This is a genomic window from Variovorax sp. W1I1 (genome assembly GCF_030815625.1).
In the GTDB taxonomy this organism is placed as follows: Bacteria; Pseudomonadota; Gammaproteobacteria; order Burkholderiales; family Burkholderiaceae_C; genus Variovorax; species Variovorax paradoxus_C.
Genome location: NZ_JAUSWZ010000001.1, coordinates 5,559,512 through 5,575,693 on the forward strand (window position 1 = coordinate 5,559,512; position 16,182 = coordinate 5,575,693).

At 67.8% G+C, this 16,182-nt stretch carries 19 protein-coding genes; 14 read left to right on the plus strand and 5 right to left on the minus strand.

Translation table 11 applies throughout. The features are described 5' to 3' along the window. The first annotated feature begins 51 nt into the window (after nt 1–51). Entirely contained in the window at nt 52–693 is a 642-nt protein-coding gene (locus QFZ83_RS25815; protein WP_306882593.1) for a cytochrome c5 family protein, read from the plus strand. Nucleotides 694–759: 66 nt separating this feature from the next. Here QFZ83_RS25815 and QFZ83_RS25820 read toward each other — a convergent pair whose 3' ends face one another. From QFZ83_RS25820 to QFZ83_RS25830, 3 genes are read right to left on the minus strand one after another with little or no spacing between them, the layout of a single operon-like run. Continuing rightward, the gene (locus tag QFZ83_RS25820) at nt 760–1,323 is read right to left on the minus strand and encodes a DUF2946 family protein (protein WP_307511146.1); all 564 of its coding nucleotides are present in this window, start codon (nt 1,321–1,323) and stop codon (nt 760–762) included. Between the two features lie 19 nt (nt 1,324–1,342). Beyond that, nucleotides 1,343–2,350: a YheT family hydrolase gene (locus tag QFZ83_RS25825; RefSeq protein ID WP_307512815.1), complete on the minus strand. Its 1,008-nt coding sequence runs from the start codon at nt 2,348–2,350 to the stop codon at nt 1,343–1,345. A gap of 41 nt (nt 2,351–2,391) precedes the next feature. Further along, on the minus strand, nt 2,392–2,844 hold the full coding sequence (locus QFZ83_RS25830) for a nuclear transport factor 2 family protein (protein WP_013543846.1): 453 nt from the start codon (nt 2,842–2,844) through the stop codon (nt 2,392–2,394). 215 nt (nt 2,845–3,059) lie between these two features. On the opposite strand from QFZ83_RS25830, the gene rutA reads away from it, so the two are divergent. The 6 genes from rutA (at nt 3,060) to rutF (ending at nt 7,497) form a co-directional block, all read left to right on the plus strand. After that, the gene (gene rutA / locus QFZ83_RS25835) at nt 3,060–4,172 is read left to right on the plus strand and encodes a pyrimidine utilization protein A (protein WP_307511147.1); all 1,113 of its coding nucleotides are present in this window, start codon (nt 3,060–3,062) and stop codon (nt 4,170–4,172) included. A 13-nt stretch (nt 4,173–4,185) separates the two neighbouring features. Further along, entirely contained in the window at nt 4,186–4,989 is an 804-nt protein-coding gene (rutB, locus tag QFZ83_RS25840; protein WP_307511149.1) for a pyrimidine utilization protein B, read from the plus strand. Between the two features lie 25 nt (nt 4,990–5,014). Further along, complete coding sequence (gene rutC, locus QFZ83_RS25845) at nt 5,015–5,407, plus strand: pyrimidine utilization protein C (protein WP_307511150.1); 393 nt, start codon at nt 5,015–5,017, stop codon at nt 5,405–5,407. An 82-nt stretch (nt 5,408–5,489) separates the two neighbouring features. Further along, nucleotides 5,490–6,308 (plus strand): pyrimidine utilization protein D, encoded by an 819-nt coding sequence (rutD, locus tag QFZ83_RS25850; RefSeq protein WP_307511152.1) that lies wholly within the window; start codon nt 5,490–5,492, stop codon nt 6,306–6,308. Next, nucleotides 6,305–6,901 carry a malonic semialdehyde reductase gene (locus QFZ83_RS25855; RefSeq protein WP_307511154.1) on the plus strand — a complete coding sequence of 199 codons (597 nt, stop codon included), beginning with the start codon at nt 6,305–6,307 and terminating at the stop codon, nt 6,899–6,901. The genes rutD and QFZ83_RS25855 overlap by 4 nt, the downstream gene beginning before the upstream one ends. Before the next feature lie 38 nt (nt 6,902–6,939). After that, nucleotides 6,940–7,497: an NADH-dependent FMN reductase RutF gene (gene rutF / locus QFZ83_RS25860; RefSeq protein ID WP_307511156.1), complete on the plus strand. Its 558-nt coding sequence runs from the start codon at nt 6,940–6,942 to the stop codon at nt 7,495–7,497. A gap of 26 nt (nt 7,498–7,523) precedes the next feature. Here the strand turns inward: rutF and rutR are convergent, their stop codons facing one another. Continuing rightward, nucleotides 7,524–8,234: an HTH-type transcriptional regulator RutR gene (rutR, locus tag QFZ83_RS25865; protein WP_307511157.1), complete on the minus strand. Its 711-nt coding sequence runs from the start codon at nt 8,232–8,234 to the stop codon at nt 7,524–7,526. A gap of 250 nt (nt 8,235–8,484) precedes the next feature. On the opposite strand from rutR, the gene QFZ83_RS25870 reads away from it, so the two are divergent. The 7 genes from QFZ83_RS25870 to QFZ83_RS25900 all read left to right on the plus strand — a co-directional run bounded on the left by QFZ83_RS25870 (nt 8,485) and on the right by QFZ83_RS25900 (nt 15,379). Next, a complete protein-coding gene (locus tag QFZ83_RS25870; protein WP_307511159.1) occupies nt 8,485–9,486 on the plus strand; it encodes an isopenicillin N synthase family oxygenase in 1,002 nt (333 codons plus the stop codon). A 13-nt stretch (nt 9,487–9,499) separates the two neighbouring features. Further along, nucleotides 9,500–9,886 carry a VOC family protein gene (locus tag QFZ83_RS25875; RefSeq protein WP_307511161.1) on the plus strand — a complete coding sequence of 129 codons (387 nt, stop codon included), beginning with the start codon at nt 9,500–9,502 and terminating at the stop codon, nt 9,884–9,886. Nucleotides 9,887–9,950: 64 nt separating this feature from the next. Beyond that, nucleotides 9,951–11,057, plus strand: a complete 1,107-nt coding sequence (locus QFZ83_RS25880; RefSeq protein WP_307511163.1) for a BMP family ABC transporter substrate-binding protein — start codon at nt 9,951–9,953, stop codon at nt 11,055–11,057. 21 nt (nt 11,058–11,078) lie between these two features. Then, nucleotides 11,079–12,611, plus strand: coding sequence for an ABC transporter ATP-binding protein (locus QFZ83_RS25885; protein ID WP_307511165.1), 1,533 nt, complete (start codon nt 11,079–11,081; stop codon nt 12,609–12,611). Continuing rightward, complete coding sequence (locus QFZ83_RS25890) at nt 12,604–13,779, plus strand: ABC transporter permease (RefSeq protein WP_307511167.1); 1,176 nt, start codon at nt 12,604–12,606, stop codon at nt 13,777–13,779. Before QFZ83_RS25885 ends, QFZ83_RS25890 begins: the two co-directional genes overlap by 8 nt. Then, nucleotides 13,776–14,708: an ABC transporter permease gene (locus QFZ83_RS25895; protein ID WP_307511169.1), complete on the plus strand. Its 933-nt coding sequence runs from the start codon at nt 13,776–13,778 to the stop codon at nt 14,706–14,708. The genes QFZ83_RS25890 and QFZ83_RS25895 overlap by 4 nt, the downstream gene beginning before the upstream one ends. Beyond that, the gene (locus tag QFZ83_RS25900) at nt 14,705–15,379 is read left to right on the plus strand and encodes a cysteine hydrolase family protein (RefSeq protein WP_307511171.1); all 675 of its coding nucleotides are present in this window, start codon (nt 14,705–14,707) and stop codon (nt 15,377–15,379) included. The genes QFZ83_RS25895 and QFZ83_RS25900 overlap by 4 nt, the downstream gene beginning before the upstream one ends. 7 nt (nt 15,380–15,386) lie before the next feature. Here the strand turns inward: QFZ83_RS25900 and QFZ83_RS25905 are convergent, their stop codons facing one another. Beyond that, nucleotides 15,387–16,163 carry a hypothetical protein gene (locus QFZ83_RS25905; RefSeq protein ID WP_307511173.1) on the minus strand — a complete coding sequence of 259 codons (777 nt, stop codon included), beginning with the start codon at nt 16,161–16,163 and terminating at the stop codon, nt 15,387–15,389. Between the last annotated feature and the right edge of the window lie 19 nt (nt 16,164–16,182).

The following is a 16,182-nucleotide window of genomic DNA, read 5'->3' on the forward strand; positions in this document are numbered from 1 at the left end:
TCGGTTAATCTAGAAAAAGCCCCCCGACGAGCCCCCGTTATTGAGGACGCCATGAGCGCAGACCCGCACTACCAGGCCACAGAAGAAGCCCATACCGGCCCCATCAAGAACCCGAAGCAACTGCTGCTCGCGGTATTTTTCTCCTTCATTGCACCGATCCTGATCATCGTGGGACTTGTCTCCTACGTGGTCTCGGGCACCAAGCCCGCCGGCACCGCGGAGGGCGACAACATGGCGCTCTACGGCGTGTCCAAGGAATCGCGCGACAAGGAAGTGGCCGACCGCCTCAAGAAGGTCGGCGCCATCGAGATCCGCGATGCCAACCGCCCGCTCACCGCTGGCGAGGCCGTGTTCAAGGCCCAGTGCGTGGCCTGCCACGGCGCACCGGGCATCCCCGGCGCTCCTCACCTGAACGACGCTGCAGCCTGGGGCCCCCGCATCGGCCAGGGGTATGCAACGCTGCTGGAACATGCGCTCAAGGGCAAGGGCGCGATGCCTCCCCAAGGCGGCGGCGACTTCGAAGACCTCGAAATCGGTCGTGCGGTGGTCTACATGGCCAATGCCGGCGGCGCCAAGTTCCCGGTGCCCGAGCGCCCGGCGGCCGCGGCGCCTGCAGAAGCTGCTTCGGGTGCGGCGCCTGCCGCGTCGGCACCTGCTGCCGCAGCTTCGACGGCTGCGGCTCCCGCCAAGTAATCCGCTTCACGCCAAAGAAAAAGCCGGCTCAGCGCCGGCTTTTTTGTGGGCGTTTGGCGCCCTGGACTACTGTTTTGATAGCGCTGCAGCGGCCCCAGCATGGCCCTGCGCCGGGCTCATGACGTGGCCGAAGCGCTGAGGCAGTTCACTGGCCTGCACCGTCTCGGGCGTCCACAGGCCCTGTTCGATGGCTTCGGCTGCGATCCCCACGTCCTGCGTGTGCACCAGCCCGAGCCCGATCGGCGCGACCAGATAGAGCCGCCCGGCCTCGTCGAGCAGGCAGCCCGAGACGTCGACCGCCTGCCCGGTATGGGCAGTGACGGTGAATTTGCCGCCGCTCTCCTCCGCCACGCGCCACACCAGCGGCGCAGCCTCCAGTTCGACATACACACGCTGCGGCCCGTTCTGGAAGAACCACTGCCCTTCGTCGTCGTGCTCGTAGTTGCGATGGATGAAGTCGATCAGCTTGTCGTGCCGCAGCATCGAGCCCTTGGCCTGCACGAACGGCCCCTCGGCTTGCGTGCGATCGTCGCGCATGTACCAGTTGCCGCGCGCATCGAGGCCCAGCCAGCCGTAGCAGTGCGGCACGTTGGGCCATTTGGCGAGCGCTTGCTTGACGATGTCGTCCATGAATTCATTCTCCTGCCGGTTACGGCGTGGAAGCGTCAGCCAAAACGCCGCCGTGCAGTTGCAGCCAGCTGCCCACACGCTCCGGCATCCCCCGCACATGCCCAGGCGGCAACCCCAGCGGAAAGCCGACGTGCCCGCCGTGCGCCGGCTGCCACAGCGTCACATGCCGCCCGACCTCACCGGGCCCCGGCAGGCTGCGCGCCGGAATGAACGGATCGTTGAGCGCGTTCACCACCAGCGTCGGCACGCGGATCTGGCCCAGGTGCGGCTTGGACGAACCCCGCGCCCAGTAGTCGTCGGTGTTGCGAAAGCCATGCAGGGGCGCGGTGAACACGTCGTCGAAGGTGTAGAGGTCGCGCGCGGCCAGCAGCCGGTCGCGGTCGAACAGGCCCGGGAACTGCGCGAGCTTGGCCATCGCCTTGGGTTTCATGGTCGCGAGGAACATGCGCGTGTAGACCAGCTTGTTGAAGCCGCGGCCGATCGCCTCGCCGCCTGCAGCGAGGTCGAGCGGCGCGCAGACCGAAGCCACCGCGCTGACCGATTCACGCGCCGTGTCGCCCGCCTCGCAGGCCCAGCGCAGCAGCGCATTGCCGCCGAGCGAGACACCCGCGGCCAGCACCGGACCGCCGCCGCGCAAACGGTGCTGGTCGTGCATGCGCTTCAAGATCCAGCCGATCTCTTCGTAGTCACCGGAGTGATAAGCGCGCGGCGCGAGGTTCAGCTCGCCGCTGCAGCCCCGGAAATGCGGCACGGCAAAGGCCATGCCCTGCTCGGCCGCGAAAGCCGCGAAGGCCTCCGCATAGTGGCTGCGCGACGAGCCCTCGAGCCCGTGGAACAGCACCAGCAGCGGCCGCGGACCCGGCAGCGGCGCATCGATGAAATCGACGTCGATGAAGTCCCCGTCGGGCGCGTTCCAGCGCTCGCGGCGGTACGCGGGCGCCATGCCATCGAAGCGGCGCGCATAGAGCGCGGCCCAGATGGTCTGCAGGTTGCCGCCGGGCAGCCAGCGCGGCGCGACGTAGTCCATCGACGATCGAAGCGTGGAAGAAAAAGAATCGGCGGAAGACATCAATGCAGGGTCTGGGGCGGATCGTTCGCGTCGTCGGGCTCCCGCGCGCTGCCCGGGCTTGCGTGGTGCGCCACCATGCGCCAGCCCTGCGCGGTCTTGTGATAGACGTTGGTGGCCAGCACGAAGGCATGGCGCGGGCCTTCGGCGGTGAGCACCTCGATGCGCTCGAGCACGTTGTGCACCGCGCTCGCGAGCGACTCGATCTTGCGCACCCGCGCCGGCATGGCGTGGATCGCGCCGTTGCCGAACATCTGCTCGAACGCGGCGCGGATCGCCACGGCGCCCACCAGCCGCGGACCGCCGGGGTGCACGCAGAACACCTCGTCCTCGTCGGCCCAGCAGGCCATCAGCGCATCGATATCGCCGCGCTGCAGCGCTTCGTAGAAAGCCGCTTCGACGTCATCGGCGGTGCCGCCGATGGCCGCGGCGGTGCGGTGTGGTGTCTTGGGCATGGCGTGATTTTGCCGCGCCGTTCGTGACGCCGACGCTGCACCGCTTTGGCGAGGCTTGCACCGCGCCGCCGCAATTTTTCCGGTTCGCCTGCTCCACTTTGGACCAGTTGGTCAAAACCCAAGCACCTGAAAAACCTAACTCATTGATATGAAAGGCTTTATTCGATTGGCACGCACCATGCATAGGACTCCTCAACCCGCAACAGGAGCCCTTCATGAACGTCGGCATCTTCATTCCCATCGGCAACAACGGCTGGCTGTTGTCCGAGAACGCACCGCAGTACAAGCCCAGCTTCGCGCTCAACAAGGAGATCACGCTGAAGGCCGAGCACTACGGCGTCGACTTCGCGCTGTCGATGATCAAGCTGCGAGGCTTCGGCGGCAAGACCGAGTTCTGGGACCACAACCTCGAGTCCTTCACGCTCATGGCCGGGCTCGCGGCCGTCACGACGAAGATCAAGCTCTTCGCCACCGCCGCCTCGCTCGTCATGCCGCCGGCCATCGTCGCGCGCATGGCCTCGACCATCGACTCGATCTCCGGCGGCCGCTTCGGCCTGAACCTCGTCACCGGCTGGCAGCGCCCCGAGTATTCGCAGATGGGCATGTGGCCCGGCGACCAGTTCTTCGGCTCGCGCTACCAGTACCTGTCCGAATACATCCAGGTGCTGCGCGACCTCTGGGGCAAGGGCCAGTCCGACTTCAAGGGCGAGCACTTCCAGCTGGACGACTGCCGCCTGAGCCCGCAGCCGCAGGCCGACATGAAGGTGATCTGCGCCGGCCAGAGCGATGCGGGCATGGACTTCTCCGCGAAGTACGCCGACTACAACTTCTGCTTCGGCAAAGGCGTGAACACGCCCAAGGCCTTCGCGCCCGCGGCGGAAAAACTCATCGAGGCCGCGCGCAAGACCGGCCGCCATGTCACCACCTATGTGCTGATGATGGTGATCGCCGATGAAACCGACGAGGCCGCGCGCGCCAAGTGGGAGCACTACAAGGCCGGCGCCGATCACGAGGCCATCGCCTGGCTCGGGCAGCAGGGCGCGGCCGACACCAAGTCGGGCGCCGACACCAACGTGCGCCAGATGGCCGACCCGACCTCGGCAGTGAACATCAACATGGGCACGCTCGTCGGCTCCTACGCGACCGTCGCGCGCCTGCTCGACGAAATGGCCGAGGTGCCCGGCACCGAAGGCGTGCTGCTGACCTTCGACGACTTCGTGCAAGGCGTCGAGGCTTTTGGCGAGCGCATCCAGCCGTTGATGAAAAGCCGCGCGCATGTGCAGAGCCCCGTGCCTTCGCAGGTCGAGTCCGAGCGCCTTGCGGCCTGAAGAGGAGACGCGCATGACCACGCCCACTCCGAAGAACACCACCCTCACCTCGACCACACCCGTCGGCGCGCCGCGCCTGCCCGGCGCCCCCGCTCCGCTCGTGCTGCCCGCACGCCCCGAGCCGCTCGCGCTGCACGCCAGCGACTCCGCCCTCATCGTCGTCGACATGCAGAACGCCTACGCATCCATCGGCGGTTATGTCGACTCGGCCGGCTTCGACATCTCGGGCGCCCAAGGCACCATCGCCAACATCGCGCGCACCATCACCGCTGCGCGCGCGGCCGGCATGCTGGTCGTGTTCCTGCAGAACGGCTGGGACGCGGCCTATGTGGAAGCCGGCGGCCCCGGCTCGCCCAACTGGCACAAGTCGAACGCGCTCAAGACCATGCGCGCCCGGCCCGAGCTGCAAGGCAAGTTCCTCGCCAAGGGCGGCTGGGACTACGAACTCATCGACCAGATGAAGCCGCAGCCCGGCGACATCGTCGTGCCCAAGACGCGCTACAGCGGCTTCTTCAACAGCACGCTCGACAGCACCCTGCGCGCACGCGGCATCCGCCACCTGGTGTTTACCGGCATCGCCACCAACGTGTGCGTCGAATCGACGCTGCGCGACGCGTTCCACCTCGAATATTTCGCAGTGATGCTCGAAGACGCGACGCACGAACTGGGCGGCGCGGCCATCCAGAAGGCCTCGGTCTACAACGTGGAGACATTCTTCGGCTGGGTCTCCACGGTCGATCAGTTCTGCAGCACTTTCGCGCCGCAAGCCGCCCTTCAACCCGCAACGACCAAAGCGGCTGAAACAGCCATCGCCTGATTCATTTTTTCAAGGAGTTTTCCGAATGCCCAAGCAAGCCATCATCCCTCCCGGCACCGGCGTGCCGCTCGCCCCGTATGTCCCGGGCACGCTCGCCGACGGCATCCTCTACGTCTCGGGCACGCTGCCTTTCGACAAGGACAACAACGTGGTCCATGTCGGCGATGCCGCCGCGCAGGCGCGGCATGTGCTCACCATCATCCAGGGCGTGGTCGAGGCTGCCGGCGGCACCATGGACGACGTGACCTTCAACCAGATCATGCTCAAGGACTGGGCCGACTACGCCAAGATCAACGCGGTGTATGCCGAGTTCTTTCCCGGCACCAAGCCTGCGCGCTACTGCATCCAGTGCGGCCTGGTGAAGCCCGACGCACTGATCGAGATCGCCTCGACCGCGCACATCGGCAAGAAGGCCTGAGCCTCATGAGCGCCGCGCAGGGCCGCCCCAAGCAAGCTCGCTCCCGCCTGGCGGGAAGGCGCGTAGCGCCAAGGGTGCACCAATGACCTCGCTGCACTACGAGGTGCACGGGCCGTCGGACGCGGCCTCCACCGTGCTGCTGTCGTCGGGCCTCGGCGGCTCCGCCGGCTTCTGGCGGCCGCAACTCGGCGCGCTGGTCGAGGCCGGCCACCGCGTCATCGCCTACGACCAGCGCGGCACGGGCCGCAGCCCCGCCACGCTGCCAGCGAGCGGCTACGCGATCGCCGACATGGCGCGCGACGTGATCGAGATCCTCGACGCCACCGGCACGGCGCGGTGCCACTTCGCGGGCCATGCGCTCGGCGGGCTGGTCGGCCTGCAGCTTGCGCTCGATGCGCCCGACTGCGTGGCGAGCCTGGTGCTCGTCAACGCATGGTCGAAGCCGAATCCGCATTCGGCGCGCTGCTTCGATGCGCGGCTCGCGCTGCTCGGCGCGCTCGGTGCGCGTGCGTATGTCGAAGCCCAGCCGATCTTTCTGTACCCCGCCGCGTGGTGCGCCGAGCATGCGCAGCGCGTGGCCGACGAAGTCGATCACGCCTTTGCGCACTTCCCCGGCGAATCCAACATGCGCGCGCGCATCGCCGCACTGCGTGCCTTCGACATCGATGCGCGCCTTGCCGACATCACCGCGCCCACGCTGGTGACTGCCGCCAGGGACGACGTGCTCGTGCCCTGGACCTGTTCGCAGCGCCTGGCCGACGGCCTTGGCGACGTCACGCTCGACTTCGTGCCGCATGGCGGCCACGCGCACAGCGTGACCGAAGCCGATGCGTTCAACCGCAGCCTTCTCGATTTTCTTGCCCGTGTCGGCACACCCGCCAATCCCCCGGCTCACGCATGACCTCCACACAGATCCTCGAAGACGCCGCACTCGCGCTTCTCTTCACCAGCGCGCGCAGCCACAACGGCTGGACCGGCGAGCCCGTGTCCGATGCCCAGCTGCAGCGCATCTACACGCTCGCCAGCCTGGGGCCGACCTCGGCCAATTGCTCGCCCGCGCGCTTCGTGTTCGTGCGAACGCCCGAAGGCAAGCAGCGCCTTGCGCCCGCGCTGTCCAAGGGCAACCTCGACAAGACCATGAGCGCGCCGGTCACGGTCATCGCCGCATGGGACCGCAGGTTCTACGACAAGCTGCCCACGCTGTTCCCGCACACCGATGCGCGCAGCTGGTTCACCGGCAGCCCCGAGGCCGCGCACGAAACCGCCTTCCGCAACGCCAGCCTGCAGGCCGGCTACCTGCTGCTCGCCGCGCGCGCCGTGGGTCTCGATGCCGGCCCGATGTCGGGGTTCGACAAGTCGAAGGTCGATGCCGCTTTTTTCGAAGGCACCGACTGGACCACCAACTTCCTCATCAACCTCGGCCACGGCGATGCGTCGAAGGTGTTCGGGCGCCTGCCGCGCCTGCCCTTCGACGAGGCCTGCCTGCTGGCCTGAGGCCGGCGGCAACACACGCGCTTCCCAGGAGTCACGACATGCTCAACGCGATGGCCTCCCACCCCGCATCGAACCCGAACGGCCTGCCGCCCGGCGCGCCTTCCTCCTCCTTGCCGAAGGCCGACTACCGCAATGCGATGGCGCGGCTGGGCGCGGCCGTCAACATCATCACCACCGATGGCCCCGCCGGGCGCGCCGGCTTCACGGCTTCGGCCGTGTGCAGCGTGACCGACGAACCGCCGACCTTGCTGGTGTGCCTGAACCGCTCGGCCTCGGTGTACCCGGCGTTCAAGGCGAACGGCGTGCTGTGCGTGAACGTGCTGGCTGCGGGGCACCAGGCGCTCTCTGCGTTGTTCGGCGGCAAGACGCCGATGGACGAGCGCTTCGCCGCCGGCCGCTGGAGCCGCAAGACCACCGGCTCGCCGATGCTCGACGACGCGGCCGTGTCCTTCGATTGCCGCGTGGTGCACGCCACCAGCGCGGGCACGCACGACGTGCTCTTTTGCGAGGCGGTGGCCATTGCCATCGGCGGCGCGGCGGAGGGGCTGATCTACTTCGATCGCCGCTATCACGAGATCGCGGCACCGCCGCATTGATCCTTCGGCCCCAGGTTCACCCAGGTTCAGCGCGGCGTGATGCCCTGCAGCACGATGCGCTGGATGTTCTGCACCGTCTGTTCGAAGAACGCCGCATCGTCCAGCGTGTGCCCCGAGAGCGCCTGCACCTGCACGCCGAAATCCGCATAGTGCTGCGTGACCGCCCACAGCGCGAAGATCAAGTGGTGCGGATCGACCGGCGCGAGCTTGCCGGCCTCGACCCACGCCTTGATGACTTCCGATTTTTTCTCCACCAGCGTGCGCAGTTCGCGGTCGAGTTCGTCGCGCAGCAGCGGCGCGCCCTGGATCATTTCAAGACAGAACAGGCGCGACGCATCCGGCCGGTCGCGCGAGACGACGAGCTTGCGCCGGATGTAATCGCCGATGGCTTCGCTCGGGTCCTGCTCGGCGCTGAAGCCGCGCAGCGGTTCGAGCCACAGCGCGAGCAGGTCGCGCAGCACATTGACGTACAGCTCTTCCTTGTTGGCGAAGTAATAGAGCAGGTTGCTCTTGGACACATCGGCGCGCGCGGCCACCTGGTCGATCGACGTGCCATGCAAGCCGAAGCGCGAGAACAGCCCCAGCGCGGCACCGAGGATCGCGCTGCGCTTGTCCTCGATCTGGCGCAGCCGCCGGCTCACGGCGGATGCACTGCGCACCGCGGGTTTCGCTCGCTTGCGCGCCGGCTTGTCGGTGGTGTTGCTGCTGGCTGCGGCCAGCGCCTTGGTCTTCGGCATCTTCCCTCGCTTCTTCTGGATTCCGTAATCGTTCGACTGCGAACGACAAGCTTGCACGAGCCGTACCCGCAAGCGCTTGCCGTCGCGGCGCACCACTGTAAGGCCACCGTGCATCGCCTTGCGCCAACGCGGCCTGCAGGCCTCGCGCCGCGCACCATGCTGACGCGACAAAAGCGATTTGTCCATTTGGTCCAACTGGCACAGACGTTGCATGGAGCACGGGTACGCACGCCACGCATGAGGAGCACCCATGACCCTTCTGTCCGTCCCCATCATCGATCTCGCGCCCTACTTCGCCGGCAGCCCCGAAGGCAAGGCGGAGGTTGCAAGAAGAGTCGATGAAGCCTGCCGCAGCATCGGCTTCCTGGTCATCACCAACCACGGCATTCCAGCCGATCTGATCTCGCGCGTGGCGACCTTGTCACGCAAGTTCTTCGACATGCCGCTCGGCGAGAAACGCAAGGTCGACCGTCCGCGCGAAGACGCGGTGCGCGGCTACAGCGCGGTCGGCGAAGAGGGCCTGTCGTACAGCCTCGAAGAGGCGGCGCCCGGCGACCTGAAGGAATCGTTTTCCATCGGCCCATCGAACGTGCCCGACGACGACTACCACCGCGGCCCCGCCGCCGGTCCGCACTTCGAGCCCAACAGCTGGCCGCCCATCGACGGCTTTCGCGAAGCGTACGAGGGCTACTTCGAGGCGATGAGCGATCTCTCGCGCTCGCTGATGCGCATCTTCGCGCTCGGCCTTTCGCTGCCCGAGACTTTCTTCGACGACAAGATCGACGAACACATCAGCATGTTCCGCGTGCTCAGCTATCCGCCGCAGCGGGAGCAGCCGCTGCCCGGCCAACTGCGCGCGGGCGCGCACAGCGACTACGGCAGCCTCACCATCGTGCTGCCCGACGACAAGGGGCTGCAGGTGTTCAACAAGGCCGGCCAGTGGGTCGACGTGCCGCAGGTGGAAGGCGGCCTGGTGGTCAACATCGCCGACCTGATGATGCAGTGGACCAACGACCAGTGGGTGTCGACCCTGCACCGCGTGGTCAACCCGCCCTTCGAGGTGGCGAGCACCAACCGCCGGCAGTCGCTGGTGTTCTTTCACCAGCCGAACTACGACGCGATGGTCGAGTGCCTGCCCAGCTGCCTCGCACCGGGAGAGCAAGCCAAGTACCCGCCCATCTCGTCCGGCGACCACCTCACCTCGAAGTTCGTGAAGCAGACGACCTTCGGCGGCACCAAGGCGACGGCCTGAGCCGAAGCCCGACATGGCCCATCTCTCCTACGTCAACGTCTTCGCAAAAGACGTGGTCGCGCTCAGCGGCTTCTACCAGCGCGTGTTCGGTTTCCCCGAGATCGAGGCGATCCGCTCGCCGATCTTCCGGGGACTGGACACCGGCAAGTCGAGCCTCGGATTCAACGCGCTCGATGCCTACGAGCTGCTGCACCTGGCCGAGTTCTCCGACACGCGCGGCGTGAAGTTCCTGCTGAACATCGACGTCGACAGCCAGGCCGATGTCGACCGCATGGTGCCCGTCGCGCTCGAGGCTGGCGCCACGCTTATCAAGCCGCCCTACGTCACCTACTACAACTGGTACCAGTCGGTGCTGCTCGATCCCGAGGGCAATGTGTTCCGCATCAACTTCATGATGTGACGCGCGCGGACTCTCTTCTCTTTTCCTTCTGTCACTCCCCATGCTTCCCACGAAAGGTTGCTCCATGCTGCGCACACCCACCACCGGCTTCCTCGGCCTTGCACTGACGCTCGCAGCCGGCGGCGCGTTCTTCGTCACGCTGCCCGCCACGGCGGCCGACGGCTTCACCCTCAAGGACAAGCCCAAGATCGCGATGCTCTACTTCGGCCCCAAGAACGACGGCGGCTGGACGCAGGCCTTCGACGAAGCGCGCATCAAGATCGAGAAGGAGCTCGGCCAGAAGATCCAGTTCGTGGAGAACGTGCCCGAGGACGCCTCGGCCATCAAGCCGGCGGCCGAGAAGTTCATCCAGCGCGGCGCCAACATCGTGATCGGCACCGCCTTCGGTTACTCGGACAGCTTCAAGGACCTGGCGGCGAAGTACCCGGATGTGGCCTTCCTCAACGGCTCGGGCACCACCAACGGCACGAACCTTGAATCGTTCTACGGCCGAACCTACGAGAGCCAGTACCTGTGCGGCATGGCCGCCGGCGCGGCCTCCAAGACCGGCAAGCTCGGCTTCGTCGCGGCCAACCCCTTCGGCGTGGTGAACTGGACCATCAACGCCTTCGCGCTCGGGGCGCAAAAGATGAACCCCAACGCCACGGTCAACGTGATCTACACCGGCGCTTGGAACGACCCCATCAAGGAACGCGCCGCCGCCGCTGCCCTCATCGACCAAGGCGCCGACGTCATCGGCCAGCACGTGGACAGCCCCACGCCCCAGATCGTGGCGCAGGAGCGCGGCGTGTACGGCACCGGCCACCACCGGGACCTGCGCCAATTCGCGCCCAAGGCGACGCTCTGCTCGTCGGTGTGGGTGTGGGACCGGTTCCTTGTGCCCGAACTCAAGAAAGTGATGGCCGGCGGCTGGAAGCCCGCGCCCTACGGCGCCTTCATCGCCATGAAGGACGGCGGCACCGACATCGCGGGCTTCGGCCCCGCGGTGCCCAAGGACAAGGCCGCGCTGATCACGGCGGAACGCGAGGCGATCCTCAAGGGCAAGCAGGTCTACGCCGGCCCGCTCGCGGACCGCGACGGCAAGGAGCGCGTGGCCAAGGGCGCGGTGCTCTCGGATGCCGACCTCTGGAAGATGGACTGGTTCGTCAAGGGCGTGGTGACGCAGAAGTAAACAGGCGAACGAGAAAAGCCCATGCCCAACGCGCTCGAACTCACCGGCATCCGGAAGTCCTTCGACGGCTTCGCGGCGTTGACCGACGCCCACTTCGCCGCGCGCTGGGGCGAGGTGCATGCGCTGCTCGGCGAGAACGGCGCGGGCAAGTCGTCGCTGATGAACATCGCCGCCGGGCTCTATGCGCCCGAGGCAGGTCAACTGCTGGTGGACGACAACGTGGTGCGCTTTGCCGGCCCGCGCGATGCGGCGAAGCACCGCATCGGCATGGTCCACCAGCACTTCAAGCTGGTGCGGCCGTTCACGGTGGCGCAGAACATCCTCCTGACCGCGCCGCCGCCGGCCGAGTTCCAGAGCCACGGCGAGCGGCTGCGCGAGATCGAGCGTGATATCCGCAACAAGGCCGCGGAGCTGGGCTTCGAGATCGATCCTTCCAAGCGCATCGACGCCCTGTCCATCGCCGAGCAGCAGCGCGTCGAGATTCTCAAGGTGTTGCTGGCGGGCGCGCGCATCCTGATCCTGGACGAGCCCACGGCCGTGCTGACCGACCAGGAGGCCGCGCGTCTCTTGCAGACGGTGCAGGGGCTCGCACGCGGCGGCTGTGCCGTGGTGCTGGTCACGCACAAGATGGCCGACGTGAAGACCTATGCCGACCGCGTGACGGTGATGCGCGGCGGACGCACGGTGGCGACGCTGGCGCCAAGTGCGACGTCGGTGGACGAACTTGTGAAGCTGACCGTTGGCGAGTCTGTCGCAACGCAAGGCTTCCAGGCTACGACATCGCCGCGCGGCCCGGTGCGTCTGTCGGTACGCAGCCTGCGTTCACCGGCATCGCCGCAGGGCCGCCGCGTGCTCGACGGTGTCGACCTCGACCTGCATGCCGGCGAGATCTACGGCCTCGCCGGGGTCGGCGGCAACGGCCAGGGCGAACTGGCCAGCGCCATCATGGGCCTGCCCGACGTCAGCGGCGGCCTCGAGGGCGAGATGCATCTTGAAGGCCATGGCGATCTGAAGACCATGTCCGCGCCCGCACGCCGCAACGTCGGCATCGCCGCAATCCCGGCCGACCGCTACGGCCTTGCGCTCGCAGGCAACCTGTCGGTCGCCGAGAACTACGCCATCGGCCGTGTGCACAGCGGGCGCTACGGCCCCATCTGGCACCTGCGCCGCAACCGCATCCAGAGCGACACACAGGAAGCCGTGCGCACCTTCGACGTGCTGGGGGTGCGCTCGGTTGCACAAAAGGCCGCGCTGCTCTCGGGCGGCAACGCCCAGAAGCTGGTGCTGGCGCGCGAGTTCGGCAAATCGCCCACGCTCGTTCTCGCGCACAGCCCCAGCCGCGGGCTCGATGTGCGCGCCAGTGCCGAGGTGCATGCGCGCCTGCGCGCCGCGCGCGACAGCGGCGCCGCGGTGCTCCTCATCAGCGAAGACCTGGACGAAGTGCTGCAGCTGGCCGACCGCGTGGGCGTGATGACGCGCGGGCGCATCGCCGGCGAGTTCGCGCAGCCCGCTGACCGGCAGGCCATTGGACAGGCGATGGTGGACCATGGCTGAGGCAGCGCTCGCGACCATGGCACATCCCCCGACTGCCGACCTCAAGACATCTGCGGCCGTGCGCACGCCGCAGCCACTCGCCAGCCGCCGCTACACGCTGGAGATCCGCCAGCACATGGCCTGGCGCTGGCAGGCGCTGATCCTCGCGATCGCGCTGCTGGTCGGCTTCGCGATCTCCGCCGCCATCCTCGTGGCCGCGGGCGTGCCCGCCGACGAACTGGCCAACGAGTTCGTGGTGCAGACCTTCCTGGACGGCCAGAACCTGCGCGCCGTGCTGTTCCAGGCCGCGCCGATGATCCTGGTCGGCCTGGCGGGCGCCATCGCGTTCCGCGCGCGCTTCTGGAACCTGGGCCTGGAGGGCCAGATGGTCTGGGGCGCCATCGGCGCGACCGCCGTCTCGATGTGGCAGATCGGCCCCGAGCACCTGCGCCTGCCGCTGATGTTCATGGCCGCCATCGGCTGCGGCCTGCTCTGGGTGCTGGGGCCGGCGTGGCTCAAGCTCAAGCTGGGCGTGAACGAGATCATCTCGACGCTGATGCTCAACTACATGGCGGCCAACTTCCTCTTGCACCTGGTCTACGGAAGCTGGAAGGACCCGAAGGACAACTTCCCCTATTCGCCGCAGTTCCGCGCCTTCGAGCGGCTGCCCGAGCTGGGCGCGGGGGTGGGCAGCGCGATCCTGCTGGCGGGCATCGTGGCGCTGCTGGCCTGGTGGCTGGTGGGCGTGAGCCGGGTGGGGCTGTACCTGCGCTTCGTCGATGCGAACCCGCGCGTGGCGCATGCCAACGGAGTGCCGGTGCGCCGCACCATCTATGGCGCGGTGCTGCTGTCGGGCGCGATGGCCGGGCTGGCGGGCTTTGCGGTGGCGGCGGGCCAGGAGGGGCGGCTCACGCAGGCCTTCTACCAGGGCTACGGCTTCTCGGGCATCCTGATTGCGTTTCTCGCGCGCAACAACCCGCTGGCCGCCACGGTGGTGGCGCTGCTGGTGGCGGCGCTGTTCGTCACCGGCCGCAGCCTGCAGGTGTTCTACCAGGTGCCGTTCTCGATGGTGCAGCTGATCCAGGCTATCGTCGTGGTGTGCGTGGCGTCGAGCGACTTCTTCATTCGCCACCGGCTGCGCCGCGTGGGTGCTGACATCGGCACCAACACTACGGAGACAGCAGCATGAGCGGCAGCGTCATCCTCAACTGGCTTGCGAACACGCCGGACTTCGCGGTGCCCTATGCGCTGGCGGCGCTGGGCTTGATCATCTGCGAGCGCGCGGGCGTGCTCTCGCTCGGGGCCGAAGGGCTGATGCTGGTGGGTGCGCTGGTGGGCATCGGTGCGCAGATCGCGCTGGGCCAGCCGGTCGTCTCGCTGGTGTTGGCGATGCTCGCGGCCAGCCTTGTCTCGGTGCTGTTCGCGGTGATGGTGATCTGGCTGCGGGTGAACCAGGTGATCGCAGGCCTGGCGCTGGTGTTCTTCTGCCAGGGGCTCACGGCGCTGGTGGGCAGCCTGGCCGAGTGGACCAACCATGCGACCGAGGGCATCGGCACGATGGCGCTGTGGCCGTTGTCGCTGCTGCCAGGGGTGGGCAGGTTGTTCGAGCAGAACGCGATGGTGTGGCTCACGCTGCCGATCTTCGGTGCGGTGGCCTGGTTCTTCGCGCGCACCTCGACGGGCCTGCGGCTGCGCGCAGTCGGCGAGAACCCGCAGGCGGCCGATGCGGCCGGCATCCGCATCACGGCGTGGCGCTTCGCTGCGGTGCTGGCAGGCTCTGCGCTGGTAGGCCTCGCGGGCGCCTACATCTCGGTGGTGAGCACCAAGCTGTGGATCGCGGGCATGACCGGCGGGCGCGGCTGGATCGCGGTGGGGCTGGTGATCTTTGCGCGCTGGTCGCCGTGGAAGGCGCTCATCGGCGCGCTGCTGTTCGGCTGCATCGAGGCGTTGATCCCGCAACTGGCCGCGGCCGGGGTCCAGCTGCCGCAGTACTTCGTGATGATGACGCCGTATGCGGTCACGCTGGGCGTGATGGTCTGGGTCGCGCTCGGAAAGCGCAGCGGCGATGACGAACCCGGGGCGCTGGGCCAACCGTACGTGAGGGAAGAACGCCGATGAAGGCCTGGGTCTACAACGAGGAGCGCGAGCTCGACACGGCGCAGTTCGCCGACTACCTGAACCCCGCGACCACCGCGGTCGTCTCCATCGACATGCACCGCGGGCACCTGGACAACAGCCCCGATTGCCCGTGCCCCGCGCCGCGGGCCCGCGACGTGGTCGCGCCCATCGACAGCTTTCACGACGAGGTGCGCGCGCTGGGTGTACGCATCGTGCACATCAAGTCGGTGCTGCGGCCGGGCGGCGAAGACGACATCCACGGCATTCCGGCCGCATGGCGGCGCACCTTTCCGCTGCATGTGGGCGCGATTCCCAACGCCGACGCGCACGCCATCGAAGGCTCGCGCTGGACCGAATGGGTCACGCGCGTCGAGCCCGGCGACATGCGCGTGGACACGAAGCGCCGGCTCTCGGCCTTCTATCCGACGGACCTCGACTTCCTGCTGCGCAACCAGCGCATCGAGACCGTGGTGCTCAACGGCGGCTTCACCGATTGCTGCGTGCTGAACACCGCCTTCGACGCCAACAACCACAACTACCGCGTGATCGTGCTGCGCGACCTGGTGCGCGGCACCGACCCGCATCTGGAGGGCGCCGCCCTCGCCATGGTGTCGCTGCACCTGGGGCTGGTGGTCGATTCGTCCGAACTGCTGCGCCAGTGGCGCGGCTGAAAGGCAGCTAGCTGCGGCCCAGCCAGCGCTCGGCCACCGCTTGCATCTGCTGGCCCTGCGAGGCCTCCCACACCATCTCGGGCGCGGCCACGTGCACGCCCGGCGGCGCGATGCGCAGCGAAACATCGACCAGCTCGGCCACCTTGGAAGCGCGCACCGGCTGCTCGCTGCTGGGCACCATGAAGCGCACGATCGACAGCATCCAGGCGGCGAGCCGCTCGGCGGGATTGGCGAACTTCGCGTTCAGCGGCTTGCGCGCCGAACGCACGAGGATCACGCGATCGAAACCGTTGGCGACCACCGCCTGCTCGTCGAGGCTCGCGAGGCCGCGCTTGAGCGCCTCGGGCAGTTTGCCCTGGTCGTGCGGCTGCACGATGGCCAGGGTCCGCACGCCGGAAGCGCGCAGCCATCGCGAGAGTTCGGGCAGGTCGGCAGGCTGCGGCACCCACAGCGCGCGCTCGCGGTCGTGGTACAGCCGCGGCGGGTCGAAGGCGATGACCGCGGTATCGGCCGAGGTCAGCGGCCATTGCGCAATCGGGAGGTCGGGACTCAGATAGGTTTCGACGCCGCGCAGCCCGTCGCGGATCGGCTCGCGCGCCAGCACGCGGGCATGGGCATACCGATGGCTGCCCGCCAGCCGCCGCAGCAACTCCTGCCCCAGTGCGCCCGTTGCCCCCGCAATCAGCAGCGTGCCGGTGGTCGCCGCCGCCGCAGGCCCGGCGGGACGGTTCGCGGCCTGCAGCGCCTGCAGCGCCTGCAGAGGGTCTATGGAATCGGGGGGCATGGAGGCACCTATGCTACCT